At 44.3% G+C, this 16,154-nt stretch carries 14 protein-coding genes; 9 read left to right on the top strand and 5 right to left on the bottom strand.

Features of this window, described 5'->3' with window-relative positions:
- Positions 1-43: 43 nt before the first annotated feature.
- On the top strand, positions 44-2,749 hold the full coding sequence (locus MKX35_RS26495; protein ID WP_081382823.1) for a discoidin domain-containing protein: 2,706 nt from the start codon (positions 44-46) through the stop codon (positions 2,747-2,749).
- A gap of 164 nt (positions 2,750-2,913) precedes the next feature.
- On the opposite strand, the gene MKX35_RS26500 is transcribed toward MKX35_RS26495, so the two are convergent.
- Entirely contained in the window at positions 2,914-3,960 is a 1,047-nt protein-coding gene (locus MKX35_RS26500) for a GNAT family N-acetyltransferase (RefSeq protein ID WP_076299143.1), read from the bottom strand.
- A gap of 194 nt (positions 3,961-4,154) precedes the next feature.
- On the opposite strand from MKX35_RS26500, the gene MKX35_RS26505 reads away from it, so the two are divergent.
- Both MKX35_RS26505 and MKX35_RS26510 read left to right on the top strand, forming a co-directional pair.
- Positions 4,155-5,633: a potassium/proton antiporter gene (locus tag MKX35_RS26505; protein ID WP_076299144.1), complete on the top strand. Its 1,479-nt coding sequence runs from the start codon at positions 4,155-4,157 to the stop codon at positions 5,631-5,633.
- A gap of 185 nt (positions 5,634-5,818) precedes the next feature.
- A complete protein-coding gene (locus tag MKX35_RS26510; RefSeq protein ID WP_042185198.1) occupies positions 5,819-6,274 on the top strand; it encodes a Dps family protein in 456 nt (151 codons plus the stop codon).
- 80 nt (positions 6,275-6,354) lie between these two features.
- Here the strand turns inward: MKX35_RS26510 and MKX35_RS26515 are convergent, their stop codons facing one another.
- Positions 6,355-7,059: an AIM24 family protein gene (locus MKX35_RS26515; protein ID WP_042185200.1), complete on the bottom strand. Its 705-nt coding sequence runs from the start codon at positions 7,057-7,059 to the stop codon at positions 6,355-6,357.
- A gap of 49 nt (positions 7,060-7,108) precedes the next feature.
- Complete coding sequence (locus MKX35_RS26520; protein WP_042185202.1) at positions 7,109-7,576, bottom strand: hypothetical protein; 468 nt, start codon at positions 7,574-7,576, stop codon at positions 7,109-7,111.
- Between the two features lie 226 nt (positions 7,577-7,802).
- Here MKX35_RS26520 and MKX35_RS26525 point away from each other — a divergent pair, with 226 nt between their 5' ends.
- The 5 genes from MKX35_RS26525 (at position 7,803) to modB (ending at position 12,256) form a co-directional block, all read left to right on the top strand.
- A complete protein-coding gene (locus MKX35_RS26525) occupies positions 7,803-8,489 on the top strand; it encodes a M50 family metallopeptidase (protein ID WP_076283905.1) in 687 nt (228 codons plus the stop codon).
- Positions 8,490-8,680: 191 nt separating this feature from the next.
- Positions 8,681-9,367, top strand: a complete 687-nt coding sequence (locus MKX35_RS26530; protein ID WP_076299145.1) for a hypothetical protein — start codon at positions 8,681-8,683, stop codon at positions 9,365-9,367.
- A 199-nt stretch (positions 9,368-9,566) separates the two neighbouring features.
- A complete protein-coding gene (locus MKX35_RS26535) occupies positions 9,567-10,532 on the top strand; it encodes a helix-turn-helix transcriptional regulator (protein WP_076283907.1) in 966 nt (321 codons plus the stop codon).
- A gap of 237 nt (positions 10,533-10,769) precedes the next feature.
- Positions 10,770-11,558 (top strand): molybdate ABC transporter substrate-binding protein, encoded by a 789-nt coding sequence (gene modA / locus MKX35_RS26540; RefSeq protein ID WP_076299146.1) that lies wholly within the window; start codon positions 10,770-10,772, stop codon positions 11,556-11,558.
- A gap of 35 nt (positions 11,559-11,593) precedes the next feature.
- On the top strand, positions 11,594-12,256 hold the full coding sequence (modB, locus tag MKX35_RS26545; RefSeq protein ID WP_076299147.1) for a molybdate ABC transporter permease subunit: 663 nt from the start codon (positions 11,594-11,596) through the stop codon (positions 12,254-12,256).
- Between the two features lie 172 nt (positions 12,257-12,428).
- Here the strand turns inward: modB and MKX35_RS26550 are convergent, their stop codons facing one another.
- Together MKX35_RS26550 and MKX35_RS26555 are read right to left on the bottom strand one after the other, a co-directional pair.
- Positions 12,429-13,400 carry a substrate-binding domain-containing protein gene (locus MKX35_RS26550; protein WP_076299148.1) on the bottom strand — a complete coding sequence of 324 codons (972 nt, stop codon included), beginning with the start codon at positions 13,398-13,400 and terminating at the stop codon, positions 12,429-12,431.
- Positions 13,401-13,466: 66 nt separating this feature from the next.
- The gene (locus MKX35_RS26555; RefSeq protein WP_052404165.1) at positions 13,467-14,216 is read right to left on the bottom strand and encodes a polysaccharide deacetylase family protein; all 750 of its coding nucleotides are present in this window, start codon (positions 14,214-14,216) and stop codon (positions 13,467-13,469) included.
- 441 nt (positions 14,217-14,657) lie between these two features.
- Here MKX35_RS26555 and MKX35_RS26560 point away from each other — a divergent pair, with 441 nt between their 5' ends.
- Complete coding sequence (locus tag MKX35_RS26560; RefSeq protein ID WP_076283910.1) at positions 14,658-16,067, top strand: deoxyguanosinetriphosphate triphosphohydrolase family protein; 1,410 nt, start codon at positions 14,658-14,660, stop codon at positions 16,065-16,067.
- Positions 16,068-16,154: the final 87 nt, after the last annotated feature.

Genomic DNA, 16,154 nt, shown 5'->3' on the forward strand with positions numbered 1-16,154 from the left:
AATGATAGGGTTAGACATTCCGGAAGAAAGAGAGGACCTATGGATGGGAATAACGAGGAGAATATCTAATAGAAAAAATAGGATAACTGCAAACAAACCATTACTGTTATTACTGAAATTCACCGCATTAACCGTCTTGTTTCTGTTGTCTGTCTCTGTTTTCGGAACGAATAAGACGAACGATTATAAGGTAGGTGCCAATATACCAAGATTAGCTACAGGAAGTGATGTTGCAGCAGGAATACCGGATGGTACTGTGATCTGGAATCTGGGACAACATGATGGCTCAGCAGCTGAGTTCGCTGCGAGTGGCACTTCTGGCAGTAAGAAGGTATTTAATGTTCCTTCTTCAGCGCTCAAATCATCGGCTCTTCAGAGCTTGCCTGCAGGCTTGAATGGAAAGACCCAGCCGGAATTAACGATCACCTATCAGCTAAATAAGATCCCGGACAATGGGGTCTTATTTAGCGTAGGAATTCTGGATGCTTATAAATCCGTGCCGCAAATGAGTGTGTTTTCCAATCATCAATTGTCAGGGATCATTCAAATTGCGGGCGTATCGGGCACAGAAAGTGAATATAGCTTTCAAAAATCCTATGAATTATACATTCCCAAGGAGCAATTGAAGCTGGGAACGAACGAATTGAAGCTGCAAACGGTTCGCTGTTTATATTGCAGTGACAAAGAAGACGAATATTCCTGGTGGACTTGGGATAATCTCCGTTTAGAATCTCTTAACGCTCCAATTTCCGAGCCTATTCATGGCAGCTATACACTGACCGGAACAGTAGTGAATAATAAGCAGTTTTACTTTGATGAAGGTGCGGTTACGCACTTGCCTTATGTTATCAAATGGCTAGGGATGGCTTATAGCGGCAATGTGATGCGTACCAGCTGTGCCAGTGATGTCGGGAGATCCTGCTCAGATATGCTGGAATATTACAAGGTATTGCAGGATTACAACATGCAGGCGGTTGCTCTGTATTTGCATACTGGTGATATTAAGCTTAAGGCAGATGGATCGTTGCCTGCTGATGCGGAGAAAAAGCTGACAGATTATTTTGAACAATATAGCCCTTATTTTCAATATTATGAGGTAGATAATGAGCCAGGGTTATTTAATCGTTCTAAGGCAGTGAACCTGGCGATTGCGGACTGGTTGAATAAAAAGGGTAAGCAAATCGCGCCCCATTTACAAACTGTTGCTCCGGGCTGGGCGTATTGGCCGAGCTACAGTGAAGATTCCTGTGGTAATCAGAAGGGAACCGGGAAGGAATGTGGAGATCCGGATGGCTGGGAACGTGATCCAGAGCAACGTATGGAGCTGGAGAAGGTTACGGATTTGACCAATGGACACTCCTACGGTGACTCTTATATTTTTAGTAATGGAGGAAGCTTTACTGAGAATTTGAAGACCTTCACTGGCGCAGACAATGGACTCGGCAAAAAAATGCTGACCACTGAATTTGGTACCTCGGACAGTCATGTGGATGCCTATCAATACGGGGCAACGGAGCGGACAGCGGCTGTATTCGACCGGATCATGCGTGCACATATTGGTTATGCGGATATGTTTGTGCAGCATGCTGCTTTTTTTAAGGATTTCAGTTTATTCAAATACGGATTTAATTTAGAAGAGCATGATCCGGCAACCACAGAGATTTATTATACAAAAGAAAATGAGGATTCACGTGTCAGCATCATGAGAAGGCTCAGTCTTGCCTATGCTACACATGGAGCTCCATTAACTTACCAAGTTGCAAACAAAGATGTGTTAGCCGACAAGCTGGTATATGTTCGGGCCGTGGATACTTCTACATTGAAGCCTCTTGCGGGAAGCGGAGCGACTTCAAATAAGGTACTGGTTAATTTCGTTAACTTTGAGTCTACTCCACAGACCGTGAGTGTAAATGTGACTATGCCGAAAAACGGGGTGTATGAAGGGGAACGTTTTGGAAACGGGGATACGTATGAAAAAGCAAGAAGTTATGTAACAGGCAAAAAGGCTACTCCCACGTTAACCTTTACGGAGACACTTGCTCCAGGAGAGGCTGTGCAGTATATTTTGCAGCCTTCTTCTGAAGTAAAGCCGTCGGCACCTAAAGGATTCAAAGCCGCAGCAACAAAAGGTTTAGCTGTAAAATTAAATTGGTTGGAGGCACCAGGAGCAAGCTATGAGCTGCTTCGCGCTGAAGGTAGCGGCGGGGAAATGAAGGTGGTGGCCACCGATGTGAAGCTTACAGAATATACGGATCATAATTTACGTGAAGGGACGTTATATACCTACGCGGTAAGGGTATCCGGCTCTAATTTACTGTCCGATAAAGTTCAGATTACAGCCACCGGACTGGTTCCTCTAGATCGTACTAAATGGAAGGTATCCTCAAATGTGAATACGGCAGCATCAGCTCCTAGTCTGGCTATCGATGGGGATCGGCGCACGCGCTGGGATACGGGGAAACATCAGGTTTCCGGTGAGTATTTTCAGATTGATCTGGGTGAAGCACATGAAATTGAAAGAATAGATTTGGATAGCACGTTATCACCGTTTGATTACCCAAGAGACTATGTAGTCTATATTTCTGACGATGCTCAAAACTGGAAAAAACTTACGTCTGGTAAAGGTACGAAAGAGCTTACTAAGATATCCTTTTCTAAAGTGAAGACGAGGTATGTCAAAATTGTACAGAACGGAGCCGGCGGGAATTATTGGTCTATTCAAGAGCTACAGGTGTACTCCAGAGAATAAGGGTATCATTTGAATTTATATAATCATTTATAGCGCATACTAAATAACCTGCAAAATACACCAAGTAGCTCACGGCAGAGACATCATGCGGAATTAGGAGCATCGTAGAATAAACGGAAGCCGTCCTTAAAAGGACGGCTTCCGTTTATTCTTATTTAAATCCGTTAAATGAAACGAAGTCCAGACATATACGGCAAAGGAATAGCATCGGAATCCTCTGAACTCGCTGGATCAAAGAGCAGCGAGATCAGCTCCTTGTCGTCCTGCACGGACGACAAGTCGAGGCCCTTGCGGCAGCCTTCGGTCTGCCGCAATAGCGCTTCCCGGTCTGCGATGCAGACCGTCCCGCTGTTCGCGCCGCCGCTTAAGCTGGCGCCGGCGTCCCGCAGAAGCGCGAGCAAGCCGCGCTCCTGCCACGGCACAGGCACTTGCAGCGTGCCAACGCCGCCGCACAAGGCCGCCTTGGCCAGCAATGCCGCTACCGCGCTCGGCTGGCCGGCCCATTCCACCGCCGTCGCCGCGTTCGGCGCGGGCACGTCTGCCGCCGCGGGCACAGCCACCGCGGCGAACCCCTCGATGCTGCCGTCCCGAACGGCTACGAGTGTGCGCTGGGCTAAGCCCATCACACCTGCGTAAGCCTCGGTCCCCAGCAGCAGCGCCAGCTCACCCGGACTATATACATGTCCGGCTTCGCGTTCATTGAGCAGCCGGTAGACGGCGAAGAAGTCGCCCGGCTGCATTGGCCGCAGCGTCCATTCTACTCCTGCTGCGGCTGCAAGAGCCTGAGCTGAGCTTGCGTTCAGCTCGGCAAATTGCGTACCTCCGAACGGTACGCACCCAGCTCGGGTGTATAACGAACGATCACCCGAGACAAAAATCAGCGATGCCTCGGCCTCGGCAGCGTGACTCTGGCATAGCTGTAGAAGTTGGCCCGCCAGTCCTTGGCCCCGAAAAGCGGGATCGGTGCAGACAGCACCTATGGAGAATACATTCAGGAAAGCATCTCCAGTCTTGATCGTGGAGGGGACGAGCCCCATGAAAGCAGCAACCGTTCCGTCATCGGCAATAGCCGCGTAGGAATGACTGAGTCCAGGGCGGAAAATAAGTGGAAACAGTTCTTTCATTGAAGTGGCACCCGGTTCACGAAAGACAGAATCTGCGAGCAGAGCCGCTTGGTCTATCTCCGCAGGTTTAATTAATCTCAATTGCATAACATTCAACCTCCTATATGTACACACGATGGGGAGAAAGCATTTACATAAAGTATAAGGCCCGGGGAATGAAATCTCCAATCTTGTTTATATTATTCAATGTCTCAAAAGGATATCGAAAAGGGTAATAAAGTACATAAATAAGGAAGCTTCTTATATTTTAAAGCTAGAAGAGAAAGGGAAGTGAATAATCGGTGTCCCAACTTGCAGATAATATTATATTATTACTGGCAGCACTCCTGCTTGTAGGCGTATTTTCCACCAAGTTCTCCACTAAATTTGGAATGCCAGCTTTAGTGCTGTTTCTTGCTGCGGGGATGGTGCTAAGCCAATTTGTTTTTTTTAACAATGCTTCCTTAACGCAAATGGCCGGGATCTTCGCATTGGTTGTCATATTATTCGAAGGTGGCATGCAGACGAATATTAAGGATATTAAACCTGTTATTCGGCCAGCATTATCCTTATCAACGGTAGGCGTAATCATGACGACAGCCATTGTAGGGGTATTCGCTAAGCTGATCCTTGATGTGACATGGCCAGAAAGCTTTCTGTTTGGAGCGATCGTTGGATCGACAGATGCGGCTGCAGTCTTCTCGGTACTCGGCGGTAAGAACATTGATAAACGTCTGACCTCGACGTTAGAAGCAGAATCAGGAAGCAACGATCCAATGGCGGTATTCTTGACAGTCTCGCTAATCGAATGGATACAGCATCCGGATATGGCGATATGGGGGCTGCTGTTGTCTTTTATATGGGAGATGGGCATTGGCTTAGTACTGGGTTTTGTGCTGGGGAAGATCGCAGTTTTCTGTATCAATCGAATTAACCTGGATTCTACAGGTCTTTATCCAGTAATGGCGATTGGCTTTGCTGTTCTGACCTATGGTTTATCAGCATGGGTACATAGCAGCGGGCTGCTGGCTGTTTATGTTATGGGCCTTACGCTTGGGAATTCCGAGCTAATGTATCACCGTACCATTATGAATTTTAGTCATGGCTTTGCTTGGATGATGCAAATATTTATGTTCATACTGCTTGGTTTGTTAGTATTTCCACAGGAGCTGGCGGAAGTGGCATGGCAAGGTATCTTGTTATCCGTCATTCTGATGGTTGTAGCTAGACCAATCGGTGTATTTATAAGCCTGCACTTTTCCAAATTTACGATCCGCGAGAAGACTTTGATTTCTTGGGCCGGACTTCGTGGAGCCGTTCCGATTGTGTTAGCGACTTATCCGCTGCTGGCTGATCTGCCTCACGGACGACTATTCTTTAATGTTGTATTCTTTGTCGTACTGACCTCGGCGGTGATTCAGGGAACTAGTATTTCCCCGCTAGCATCCCGATTGAAGCTTGTGGGGCAAGAAGATTCAGATCAGCCTTCCCTGATGGAGCTGGTTGCTCTTGGCAAGACAGACTCGGAGTTTAACCATATTGGAATTAACCCTTATATGCCGATTGCTGGACAGAAGATTTCAGAAATAGGTCTACCAGATGATATCTTATTTACGGCAATTATCCGCAATAAAAAGATTGTCACTCCGCATGGCAGTACTGTTATTGAGCCTGGGGATACTGTGTATGTCCTAAGTCCAAAGAGTAAGCGTGATGAGATGAGGGCTTTCTTCCGCAGCAGGAAAGGAAAGACCGCGGAGGAGGATGTTTCTTTAATCTAGAGAAGAGACTCTTTTACCAAAGTGTGACACACATAATAGGCTTCATAACATAAGCTGTGCTAGAATCGGCACAACATATAATCTCCAGAATAGTTGCAAAACACGAAAGAGTGTGTTAAATTGTATATAGATTTAGAACGAGTCTAAATACAATTATAATAAATGAACCATAGGAGGTTTTATTAATGACAACACAATTAAAGAACCATACTGAATTGCAAGCTGCTTTGAACCGCCAAACTGCGAACTGGTTCCTGCTCGGGGTAAAGCTTCATCATTATCACTGGTATGTTAGCGGATCTCAATTCTTCACACTTCATGAGAAGTTTGAAGAGCTATACAATGAAGCTGCGGGTTATGCAGATGATTTGGCTGAGCGTTTGCTTTCTATTGGTGGACAACCAGCCTCCACAATGAAGCAATATCTTGAATTGTCCGACTTACAAGAAGCCCGCGGCGGCGAAGATGCTAAAGGTATGGTACTTGAGCTCGTGAGAGACTTTAAGACTGTTGCTAAAGAACTGCAAGATGCAATTGCTACTGCTGAAGAATTGAGCGATCAACCAACTGCGGATCTGCTGATTGGCATCAGAAGCAGCATTGAGAAACATGCTTGGATGCTGAATGCCTTTATCGGCTAAGACAACATCCTTATAGGGATAGAATACACAAAGAGCGCCTGCGTATTGTTAACGCATGGCGCACTTTTTTTTGAAGCATTCTATTTAATAAATACTCCACCAAATGGCACGGCTTCGCGCAGAAATCGTTTAATAATTCCATCATCGTTATTATCTCTTTCAAATCGGCGATTCTGGCGTCCGGCCTGAAACAACACAGGGCCGTGGCCCGTCATCTTCCAATGATAACTCATATGCTGGCTAGCTAAATGGTTGCCGTAAACGGTAAGCTCCAGCTTCGCATTCTCAGGATAGGCAATAATGCTTCCTGCATCCACATAGAGCGGATTGTAAGGATGAAGCTCAGCTTCACATACCGTACCTTCGGTTAATATGCCAATGATGCCGTTACCCGTAAATTTCACTTTCACAATATCTCGTGTAACGAGCACATTCTTCATACTCAGCACTCGTGTATCCATCGTAACTCCCTTGCTGTAGAAGAAGAGATGTTTAAAGTCGTACAATAAATCGCTCTTTCCATCAAGCTGCAGAATCTTTACCCGATAACCTGGTGGAAGGGCGGCGACAAAATGGCAAGGGCCAGACATATCCGAACGAATCAATTTTCGCTTGCGATAGATGCCCTTTACATCCATAAATCTGTCTGCCCGTCCAGTGGCAGGCCCTTGATAAGCGATAATTTGTTGTGGGTGGAGCACATGAACCTCTTCCTTCTCCCCAAGGGTGAAGGCTACGGCTTGTCCGCTCCCGCTGTCGCTTTCATCTTGGACATCGATGTTCATATTTCATCTCCCTCATGCTGTAGATGTGATCTTTACTGAATGTTCAAGATTAGCGCAGGCGGTCTCCTTTTCTAGAACGGTGAAGCATGCTGAAACGAACAATACGGATGAGTATAAAATACCCCAGAATTAGACCAATCCCCGTAAAAATAGTCACTTTGATTTTATGATAATATTCTTCGCGTGCCGTCCGGTCATTTTGCAACTCATCAACCATCTGCGTTAGTTGGCGATTCTGCTCCTGCAGGGCTTCGTTCTGTGTCCGGTAGGCCTCCATTTCCTGCATGGTATTCGTAAGCTTATCTTTCGCCTGTTGTAGCTCTTCAGCTGTCTGCTGAAATCCTTCTTTCAATTCATTGACTTCATTTGGAAGCTCAGAGAAGCTTTTGAATCCATTATAGATATCACTGAATATATTGGCTTGTGCTACTGGGGCCGGAAGAGATATGGAAAGGGTCAGCAGAAGCAGGAGCGAACATAACAGCTGTAGATATTTACGGTATTTACGTTGTTTCATCTATATAATCACCACCCAATTTAGGCTTGTATTTCTTTTATTTTAACACAGCTTGACAGCTTCTGACAGCGTACGCTAAACGTGAATAGGGCTTCTTGGGTCAGTAATATTTGCCTGTTTGAAGTGAGGTTACACTTCCTTGTAAAGAACGATTTGGCTGTGCTCAACATGATTGAGAAGAGGGACTATTTATCGTATACTTTGGACGGAAAGGGGCTGCTGCGGAATGAATAAATGGCTTAAGACAATGTTATTTTTGGTCGGATCTGCTTTTTTAACGAGGTTGATTCCATTCTCATCTTTGTTTCGGAATTTGGACACGATGATTCATGAATTTGGTCATGCGCTGGTGACTTTACTGCTGTCTGGCAGTGTGCTGCGGATTGAACTATACGCGAATCATAGTGGGGTCACCTATTCAGCCATTCAAGATGGAGGCAGAGCGATACTGGTGTCGCTATCCGGGTATGTGCTGGCTTCCTTATTCGCATTGCTGCTCTTCTATCTCTACAGTAAAGGACGGCATGATTGGGGACTTATCTTAGCTACTACAGTAGCATTGATTATGCTGGTAATGTACGTGCGGGGAAGCTTCGGAATGATGTGGTTAGGCGGGTTTATTGCGCTGAATGTTTTAATGCTGGTGGTGTGGAAAAAGGCCAGCAAATATTATTATTTGTTATTAGCTTTTTTGACCTTGGAAGAGTCTGTAATGGGAAGTTTATTTCTCGTATATGCGGCCGTTGTATCCCCATCTCGTGCGGGAGATGCCAGTAACCTGGCAAGGATGACATCGGTGCCGGCCATATTTTGGGCAGTCCTATTTTTTATATTTTCTCTGCTTTGCGCCAAATGGGCGCTGGGACTATTTTTTAAGCGGGAGCGAGTGCAGCCTAAACTTCAGAGTCGTTAAAGTTAAAAACATAAAATTTTCGTCATAAACAGACAAAAGGGGCTGTTTTTGCGAGAGTCAGTCTACTTAGTATGTAGAATGGCTCTTTTTTTGTCGATAATATAGAACCGAACATACATTCCATGACATGGAGTTGTCCGCCATTATTGGTACATTAATAGAAGACCCAAAAAAAGAAAGAGGTGGAAAATATGATGGAAAGTATTACTCCTATATTTACGTGGGGTCAAGATCGTATTTTTGCAGGTGGAAATCGCGATGTTGTTTTACTTGTCGAATGGAAAGGAAATTTGCCTTCAGAAAATAGCCGACCAAGCAGCCACAAAGTGGTTGCACGTGATATTGAACTACGAGTTTGGCTTGAGCCACATGTAACTTTTAAGCGCTGTTATGGATGTGAAATGGAGGCTGGAGAAGGAAATTCACTCTTGCTTAAGCTTGGAAAAATAAAAACAGGACAACGCAAATTCATAGGATTGGAATTCACTACTTCTAGTTCTGTAGCAGGTAAATATGAAGCATTATCCCTACAGTGGAAGTATAAAAAACCAACCGTAGAGCGTGTTCGTGAACTTCCCGTGAAGGTACTTGAGCTGGAGTACGCGCATCATACGCGCATTCTGAGCGATACTTGCTGCTTTTATGTTGAAAAGCATCTGGAATTGTTGAAGACGGCTGAAACGGTTGAAGAAGCAGAGGCACTACGAAGTAAAGGCCAGCATAGTGAAGCTCACGAAATGCTTAATCGACATGCGGATAAGATGTTGCTACTCGCAGTACGCTCTGGAGATCCTTTGCTGCTTAAAGAGGCTGAAATGTTGTATAAACAGATCGGGTTCGAGCATCAGCAACGAAGTAAAGCCGTTGGTGGAATTTAATATAGGACTCACTGCACGAGGATGCACATAAGCGAAAAAAGACCTATACATAAATTGGATTTTTCAGCGGATTCGGCGGAAAATTATAAGAAGAATTGTAATATAAAATGTGGTAACATAGTAAAAAAGTTCTATCACAATTTTACTTTTTTTCATAAAATAATGGGTCTATTTAACCATAAATCAAGGGGAACTGAATATGACAGACCGATTAATCCGACTGATGCGCATTATTACACTTGTTCAAGCCAAGCCTGGGATATTAGCCCGTGAATTGGCGGAACGCTGCGGCAACAGCGAGAGAACGATTTACCGGGATATGGACGCGCTTAGCGCCATGCATATTCCCATAACCCACCTGGGGCATGGAAAAGGTTATGCTTTTATTGGGAATTTTGCACTCTATCCCTTGGATTGGTCGGAAGAAGAAGCAAACGCATTTTCGCAATTACGCTATATTATGGAAGATATAAAACCAGCATTACCCATAGATTTTGAAAGCGCGTATGAAAAAATAGTCGCAGCTGAATATAAACGTAAGGCGGAGAGAGAAGAAACAATAGAACGTGCAAGAAGAGAAGTAGGGGTGGGGTGGGCAGAAAGAAACAGTTCGCATATGGAACAACACTCATTTCTTACTCCGATCCTGGAGGCTTTATTAAAGCAAAAGAGTATTCAAGCGAATTATAGTGAGAATGCATTAGAAGAGAAAGGGATCACCATTGATCCTTATTGTCTTGTCCCGCTGGAAAGTCGTTTTCATCTCATTGGATTTTGTCATCGTCAGGGTGTTATTCGTACATATCATATCAACGATTTTTCTAATGTGAAGCCATTAAATCGTTTTTTTTCGAAGGAAGCGTTTGATGTGCAGGCCTTTATGAAGCAGAAATGGTCACTCGATAGGGATAGTTTACAGGTAGAATTCAAAGTGAAATTCTCGGAACGGGTAATGGAAGGAATTAAGAAGGACGAATTGCCTTTTAAGCCAAGTAAAGTGGATCGTCAATCTAGATGTTTTCACTTTAAGGTTGCCGTGGAACAAGATATAGGATTTGTCCGCTGGATTAAGAGATTCGAAGAAGAAGCGGAAATCATTGAACCGTACTATTATCGTGAAGTAATCAGGCAGCAGTTGGAAAAATGGAGTTCGCACTATAAATAGTGATACGCTCATTTGACCTTCGTTCAATTCGAAAGATGGGGTGCTTGAGCAACCATTTAAATGGTTGCCGGAGGCATCCTTTTTTTGCGAGTAAGTCCAAGATACTCATTTCTAACTATCTAATTATAACAATATATAACTAAACATATCCAAACACAACTCAATCTATAGAAAATCGAAAAAACGTATGCTAGAATAGCATCTACATATATACATGTGAAAATGGGAGGAATGGAAATGTTTAAGAAATGGTCAGTCAGGATCTTTGGTGTATTAGCAATTTTTTTGGTTGTGAATTTATCTGCGGGCGCAGGGTTGGAGGTAGAGGCAGCCGCCAAGAAGACAGAGATTATAGTATCCGCTGCAGCCAGCTTGCAAGATAGCTTAGATAAAATGGCGCTTCTCTATGAGAAGAAGTATCCCGATATTGATTTGGTCTTTAATTATGCTGCATCTGGCACATTACAGAAGCAGATTGAGCAGGGTGCTCCGGCTGATCTGTTCTTCTCTGCAGGGGATAAACAGATGAATGCGTTAGTGGATGCTGGACTGATCTCTGACCATAAGGTTCTGCTTAAGAATCAGTTGGTTCTAGTCGTACCTTCGAATTCAAAAGCTTCATTAAATACAATCACTCAACTTACGGATAAATCCTTTAAGAAGGTAGCGGTAGGGCAGCCTGAATCTGTGCCCGCTGGCCAATATGCTCAGCAATCGTTAACAGCGAAGAAGGTATGGGATACGCTGCAAAACAAACTTGTATTTGCGAAGGATGTACGTCAGGTTCTGTCTTACGTCGAAACGGGGAATGTCGATGCAGGCTTTGTATATAAGACAGATGCATTGACTTCAAAAAAGACGAAGATCGCCCTTACTGTAGGCCCGCATGTTCACAAAGCCATTAATTATCCGGCGGGTATCGTGAAGGATTCGAAGAATCAGAAGGAAGCTAAAGAATTTTACAATTATCTTCAAAGCAAAGAGGCTAGTGATATTTTTGCAAGCTATGGCTTCTTGCTTCCTTAAATAAGAAATCATGAGTAGAAGTGGGGTGAATAAGGATGGAAATAAATTGGACTGATTTCTTCGCCCCGGTATGGCTTTCCGTTAAAATTTCAGTAATTACCAGCATCATTGTATTTATTCTTGCAACGGCCGCGGCCAAGGCTATGGCAGGTCGGAAATTTCCTGGTTATAGCTTGGTTGAGACTGTAATGCTACTTCCTCTCGTATTACCGCCGACAGTTGTCGGATTTGTGTTATTGGTCGTCTTAGGTCGTCGCAGCTGGATTGGCAGATGGTATGAACAAATGACGGAGCATACGATCCTTTTTACATGGGGGGCTGCGGTTATCGCCGCGGTTGTCGTAGCTTTTCCTCTCGTTTACCGTACGGTGAAGGCGGGCTTTGAAGGCGTGGAAGCGGATCTTGAGGATGCGGCGCGTGCGCAGGGAGCGAGTGAACTGCAGGTACTGCGTTATGTCACATTGCCCCTTGCAGGTCAGTCACTCGCTGCTGGGTATGTTCTAGGTTTTGCCCGCGGTTTAGGAGAATTTGGCGCAACGATCATGGTAGCTGGAAATATTCCTGGACGCACGCAGACTGTACCTACAGCGATCTATGTCGCGGTGGATGGCGGCAACATGACTCTTGCTTGGATGTGGGTGTGCTCCATTATTGTTATGTCTGCTGTGATGTTGATGTTTGTGAACCGACGTACTTAATTAGCTCGAGTGAGATCGCTCCGCTGACTTCAGTGGGAATGTCGATTGGAAATCTTGATAAATTTAAAAAAACCTAGCCCATCCAGGAGTAACCTGGGATGGACTAGGTTTTTTTCTTTAGAAACGCACCGTTAAAACAAAACCCCTTTAATAAGAAACAAGCCTGTGACTATCAAGTCTCGTAAATAATCGTCCCGGTTTCCGTGAGATCATATCCGTGAATGGACCCAAGCTCACTTTGAAAGGCTGGCGAGCGTAAAATATCAATCACGGTGGCGATCCATTGCTCATGCTCCGGTTTCTTAAGCATCACTAGATCGTAAGACTCCTGAATCAGGGGAATGAAATCAATGCCATCGACAATCTTAGCAGCTTTCTCGGTACCGATGGCCACATCAGCTTCCCCTCGTGCCACTTTACCGGCGACCGCTAAATGGCTATTCTCCACCTGCTCATATCCAGATAGGCTTGCAGCAGGAATGCCGTGCAATCGGAGTTGCTCATCCAATAACACACGTGCACCAGCGCCACGTTCTCTATTAATCAGTGTAAGTCCAACCTGTTGCAGATGAGACCATTCATGAAGACCTCTAGGATTTCCCTTTTGAACATACAATCCTGCACTTCGGGTCAACAGACGGACTACAACATAAGAGAAGCCTACAAGGATTTTACGAATATAAGGAAGGTTATATTCTCCAGTATCCCCATCGAGCAGATGCGTACTGACGATGTCCGATTCGCCCTGATACATGGCTATCAGACTATCTAGACTGCCAGCGTAAGAACGAAGAGGACGCTCAGTGGGCAGGCAACGCTCCAAATAGGTGGCTAGAATATCGAGTGACATATCCTGACCCGTAATCACGAGGCTGTGTCCTGTAGCTTTACTATTAAATTGGCCAGAATGTGTGGCAACTTGTGTTAGATTTGCTCCAGTAAAAGTCAGCGGCGATGTCGATTGGGTCATGCCACTTCGAGCATTCTGTTTGTAGGCTTCTAAATCGGATTGATCCACACGCATCTGTTTTCCTACACGGTAGGAGGGAAGCTCCCCTTTTTTAATCAGATCATATACTTTTAATTTCGAGATCTTCAGTAAACGGGCAATTTCCTCAGTCGTATAGGATGTGTTATCAGACATGACAAAAGCCTCCAGAACTTCATAATAGGACAAGACTACCTTATTTTGAAGTCCTGTGCAATTAGGCTATTGTGCTTTACCTGCCTGCTGTGTATTGGATAATTTGATTAATTCTGAAACAGTGACAAATCGAAAACCTTGCTTTTCTAATTCCGGCAAAATAATTTTGAGCGCTTCTCTGGTTTGAGATTGTCCATGCACATGATCATGAAACAGGACGATATCACCATTATGTGCATTTCGAATAACCTTGTTCGCGATACTCTGCACGCCAGGGCGATTCCAGTCGCGTGTATCCTGATGCCAGGACCATAAAATAGGCTTTAGGCCCATATTGTTTGAAGTATCAACTAGTGTCTCGTCATACATGCCACCCGGGGGTCTGAACAAAGCACTATGCTTTCCAGAAACCTTTATGATTTCTTCTTCGGTTAAATTAAGCTCCCGCTCAAACTGGGCTTTATTAATAGGTTTTCTAAAATAGACGTGATTGTAGGTATGGTTAGCTAATTCATGTCCTTCGGAAATGACTCGTTTCGCCACATCTGGATACGCTGCAATTCTTTTTCCTATGGCAAAGAAGGTGCATTTCGCATGATATTGACTCAATACCTTTAATATTTGATCGGTTTCAGAAGGGTCAGGACCATCATCAAACGTTAATGCAATCACTTTTTGGTTAGTATGTACTTCCCAAATCATGTCTCCTCTTTTTTCGTAGTAGTCGCGGTTCTTACTCGGGCTACCAAGAGCGGAGTTCGTGAAGCATAACAAGAGAGAGAGGGTAGTCATCATAATTTTGCTGCTAGTTTTCATGAATTCACCTGTTTTTTTTATTTTAGAATGCTCCTTTGAAGGGTCAAAATATTCATAGTTTTAGTTTTGTAAAAAATGATCAGTCTTTTTCCTGCGAGTTTGAGTCAGTACAACTGGCAGTGGTTATAGTGATGAATGTTAAGATTAATGAATGTTAAGATTAATGAATGTATCCATTTTCAGAAGCCGAAGAAGCAACGGATAGCATTAAGCAAGTTGATAGAAGTGCTACGGACAATTTCTTCATTATCATTTAGTAGATTCCTCCTAGATGTTTTTTCCCTACGAAGATTAATATCTCCATTTCAATTGCTTTTAGATTGGTGGATTGCTTCCATTGCAGTTTGGGATTGGGATAACGTTGTATTTTGATGTGAAAATTGTTATGAAAATGCCTTATAATGAAGTTCAATATATAGACATTTGGTTAGGGGTGGGAATATGACACTTATTGAAAAAAGAGAACACCGGCAATATCCGGAAATTACCCGCCTAGAAACGTCGAGAGCTGCTTATGAGCGTGATTATTCACGCTTGATTCATTCGCCTACTTTTCGTAGGCTGCAAGGCAAATCTCAAGTGTTCGGGGCTGGCACGGGTGATTATTACCGGACGCGTCTAACTCATTCACTTGAAGTCGCTCAGATTGCACGTGAGGCAGCGAAAAGTCTGCTTAGATCTTATCCAGAGGTGGAGACAAGTAAAGCTGAGAACCCAGGACTTGTAATAGATCCAGAGGTTGTAGAATGCGCGGCCATTGCTCATGATTTTGGTCATCCTCCTTTCGGGCATAAAGGGGAAGAGGTACTGGATAACATTCTGGACCAGCTTATTGAAAAGAAGACGAATGAGGCTGCCCTGCAATCAGGAGCAACGGGAGCAGATAGGCTGCTCATTCATGAGCAGATGAAGCAGCGCTATGAGCATTTTGAAGGCAATGCTCATAATTATCGGCTGATTATGTTTCTGGAGAAGCGTGAGAACATTGATGGACTAAATCTGTCGGATGCAGTGCTTCTCGGAATAAATAAATATCCGTTTCCCGGTACCTCACTTAAGAAGGGAATGTACCTTCACGAATGGGCATATATTTCGGAGATTCGCAAAGAGTGGGGAATACCAGCAGGTAAGAAAACGTTGGAAGCTCAGCTGATGGACCTTTGCGACGATATCGCTTATTCTGCACATGATTTGGAGGATGGAATTAAGGCTGGAAAGATTGAAGTGCATGAACACTTTATGCATGATTCTTATATTCAGCGGCTGATCGTAGAGAAAATTACAACGTTAGAGGATTTCTTCTGGAAGGGTTGGGAGGAGGAAGGTATCCGCGCTAAGGTCGAAGAGGTGCTTAGTTCATTTCTTCGAGTATGGATGGAAAAAATGCCAACCTGCGAGAACGACTATTCCAGAACTCGGCGTGAAGTTAAGGCTTATTGGGTTAGCACCTTTGTCGCAAGTCTTGGGGTGATTCCTGATGGAGACTGGAAGAAGGTCACCTTTATAAAGGAAGGAAAAGAAGATGAGGATATGCTACGGACCGTAAGTGTGCTGAAAAGCTTCGCTTGGGTCACGATGATTCGTGATTTACGAGTACAGCGGCTTCAGAAACGTAGTGAATGGATTCTGCGCCGTCTATGGGGAGCTTTTCTTGATCCGCAGACATCCAAAGCCATTATTCCATCGGACTGGCTGCAACGCTTTGAGAAGGATCAGAAACAAGCGAATCCTATTTGGACGTGGGAACATATGGTGATTGATTATATCGCAGGGATGACGGATGCCTTTGCTGAGAAAATATACAATGAGCTATACGGGTTGAAAGTCGGATCGATTTATGACTTGGATTAGATAAAAGAGAAGATTAAGTTAAGGCCAGCCTCCAATTCATTGGAGACTGGCCTTTTGTTTGTTTTTTATAGAACGGGGAATGTTTTG

The sequence above is a fragment of the Paenibacillus sp. FSL R5-0923 genome (assembly GCF_038009145.1).
Taxonomy (GTDB): domain Bacteria; phylum Bacillota; class Bacilli; order Paenibacillales; family Paenibacillaceae; genus Paenibacillus_AQ.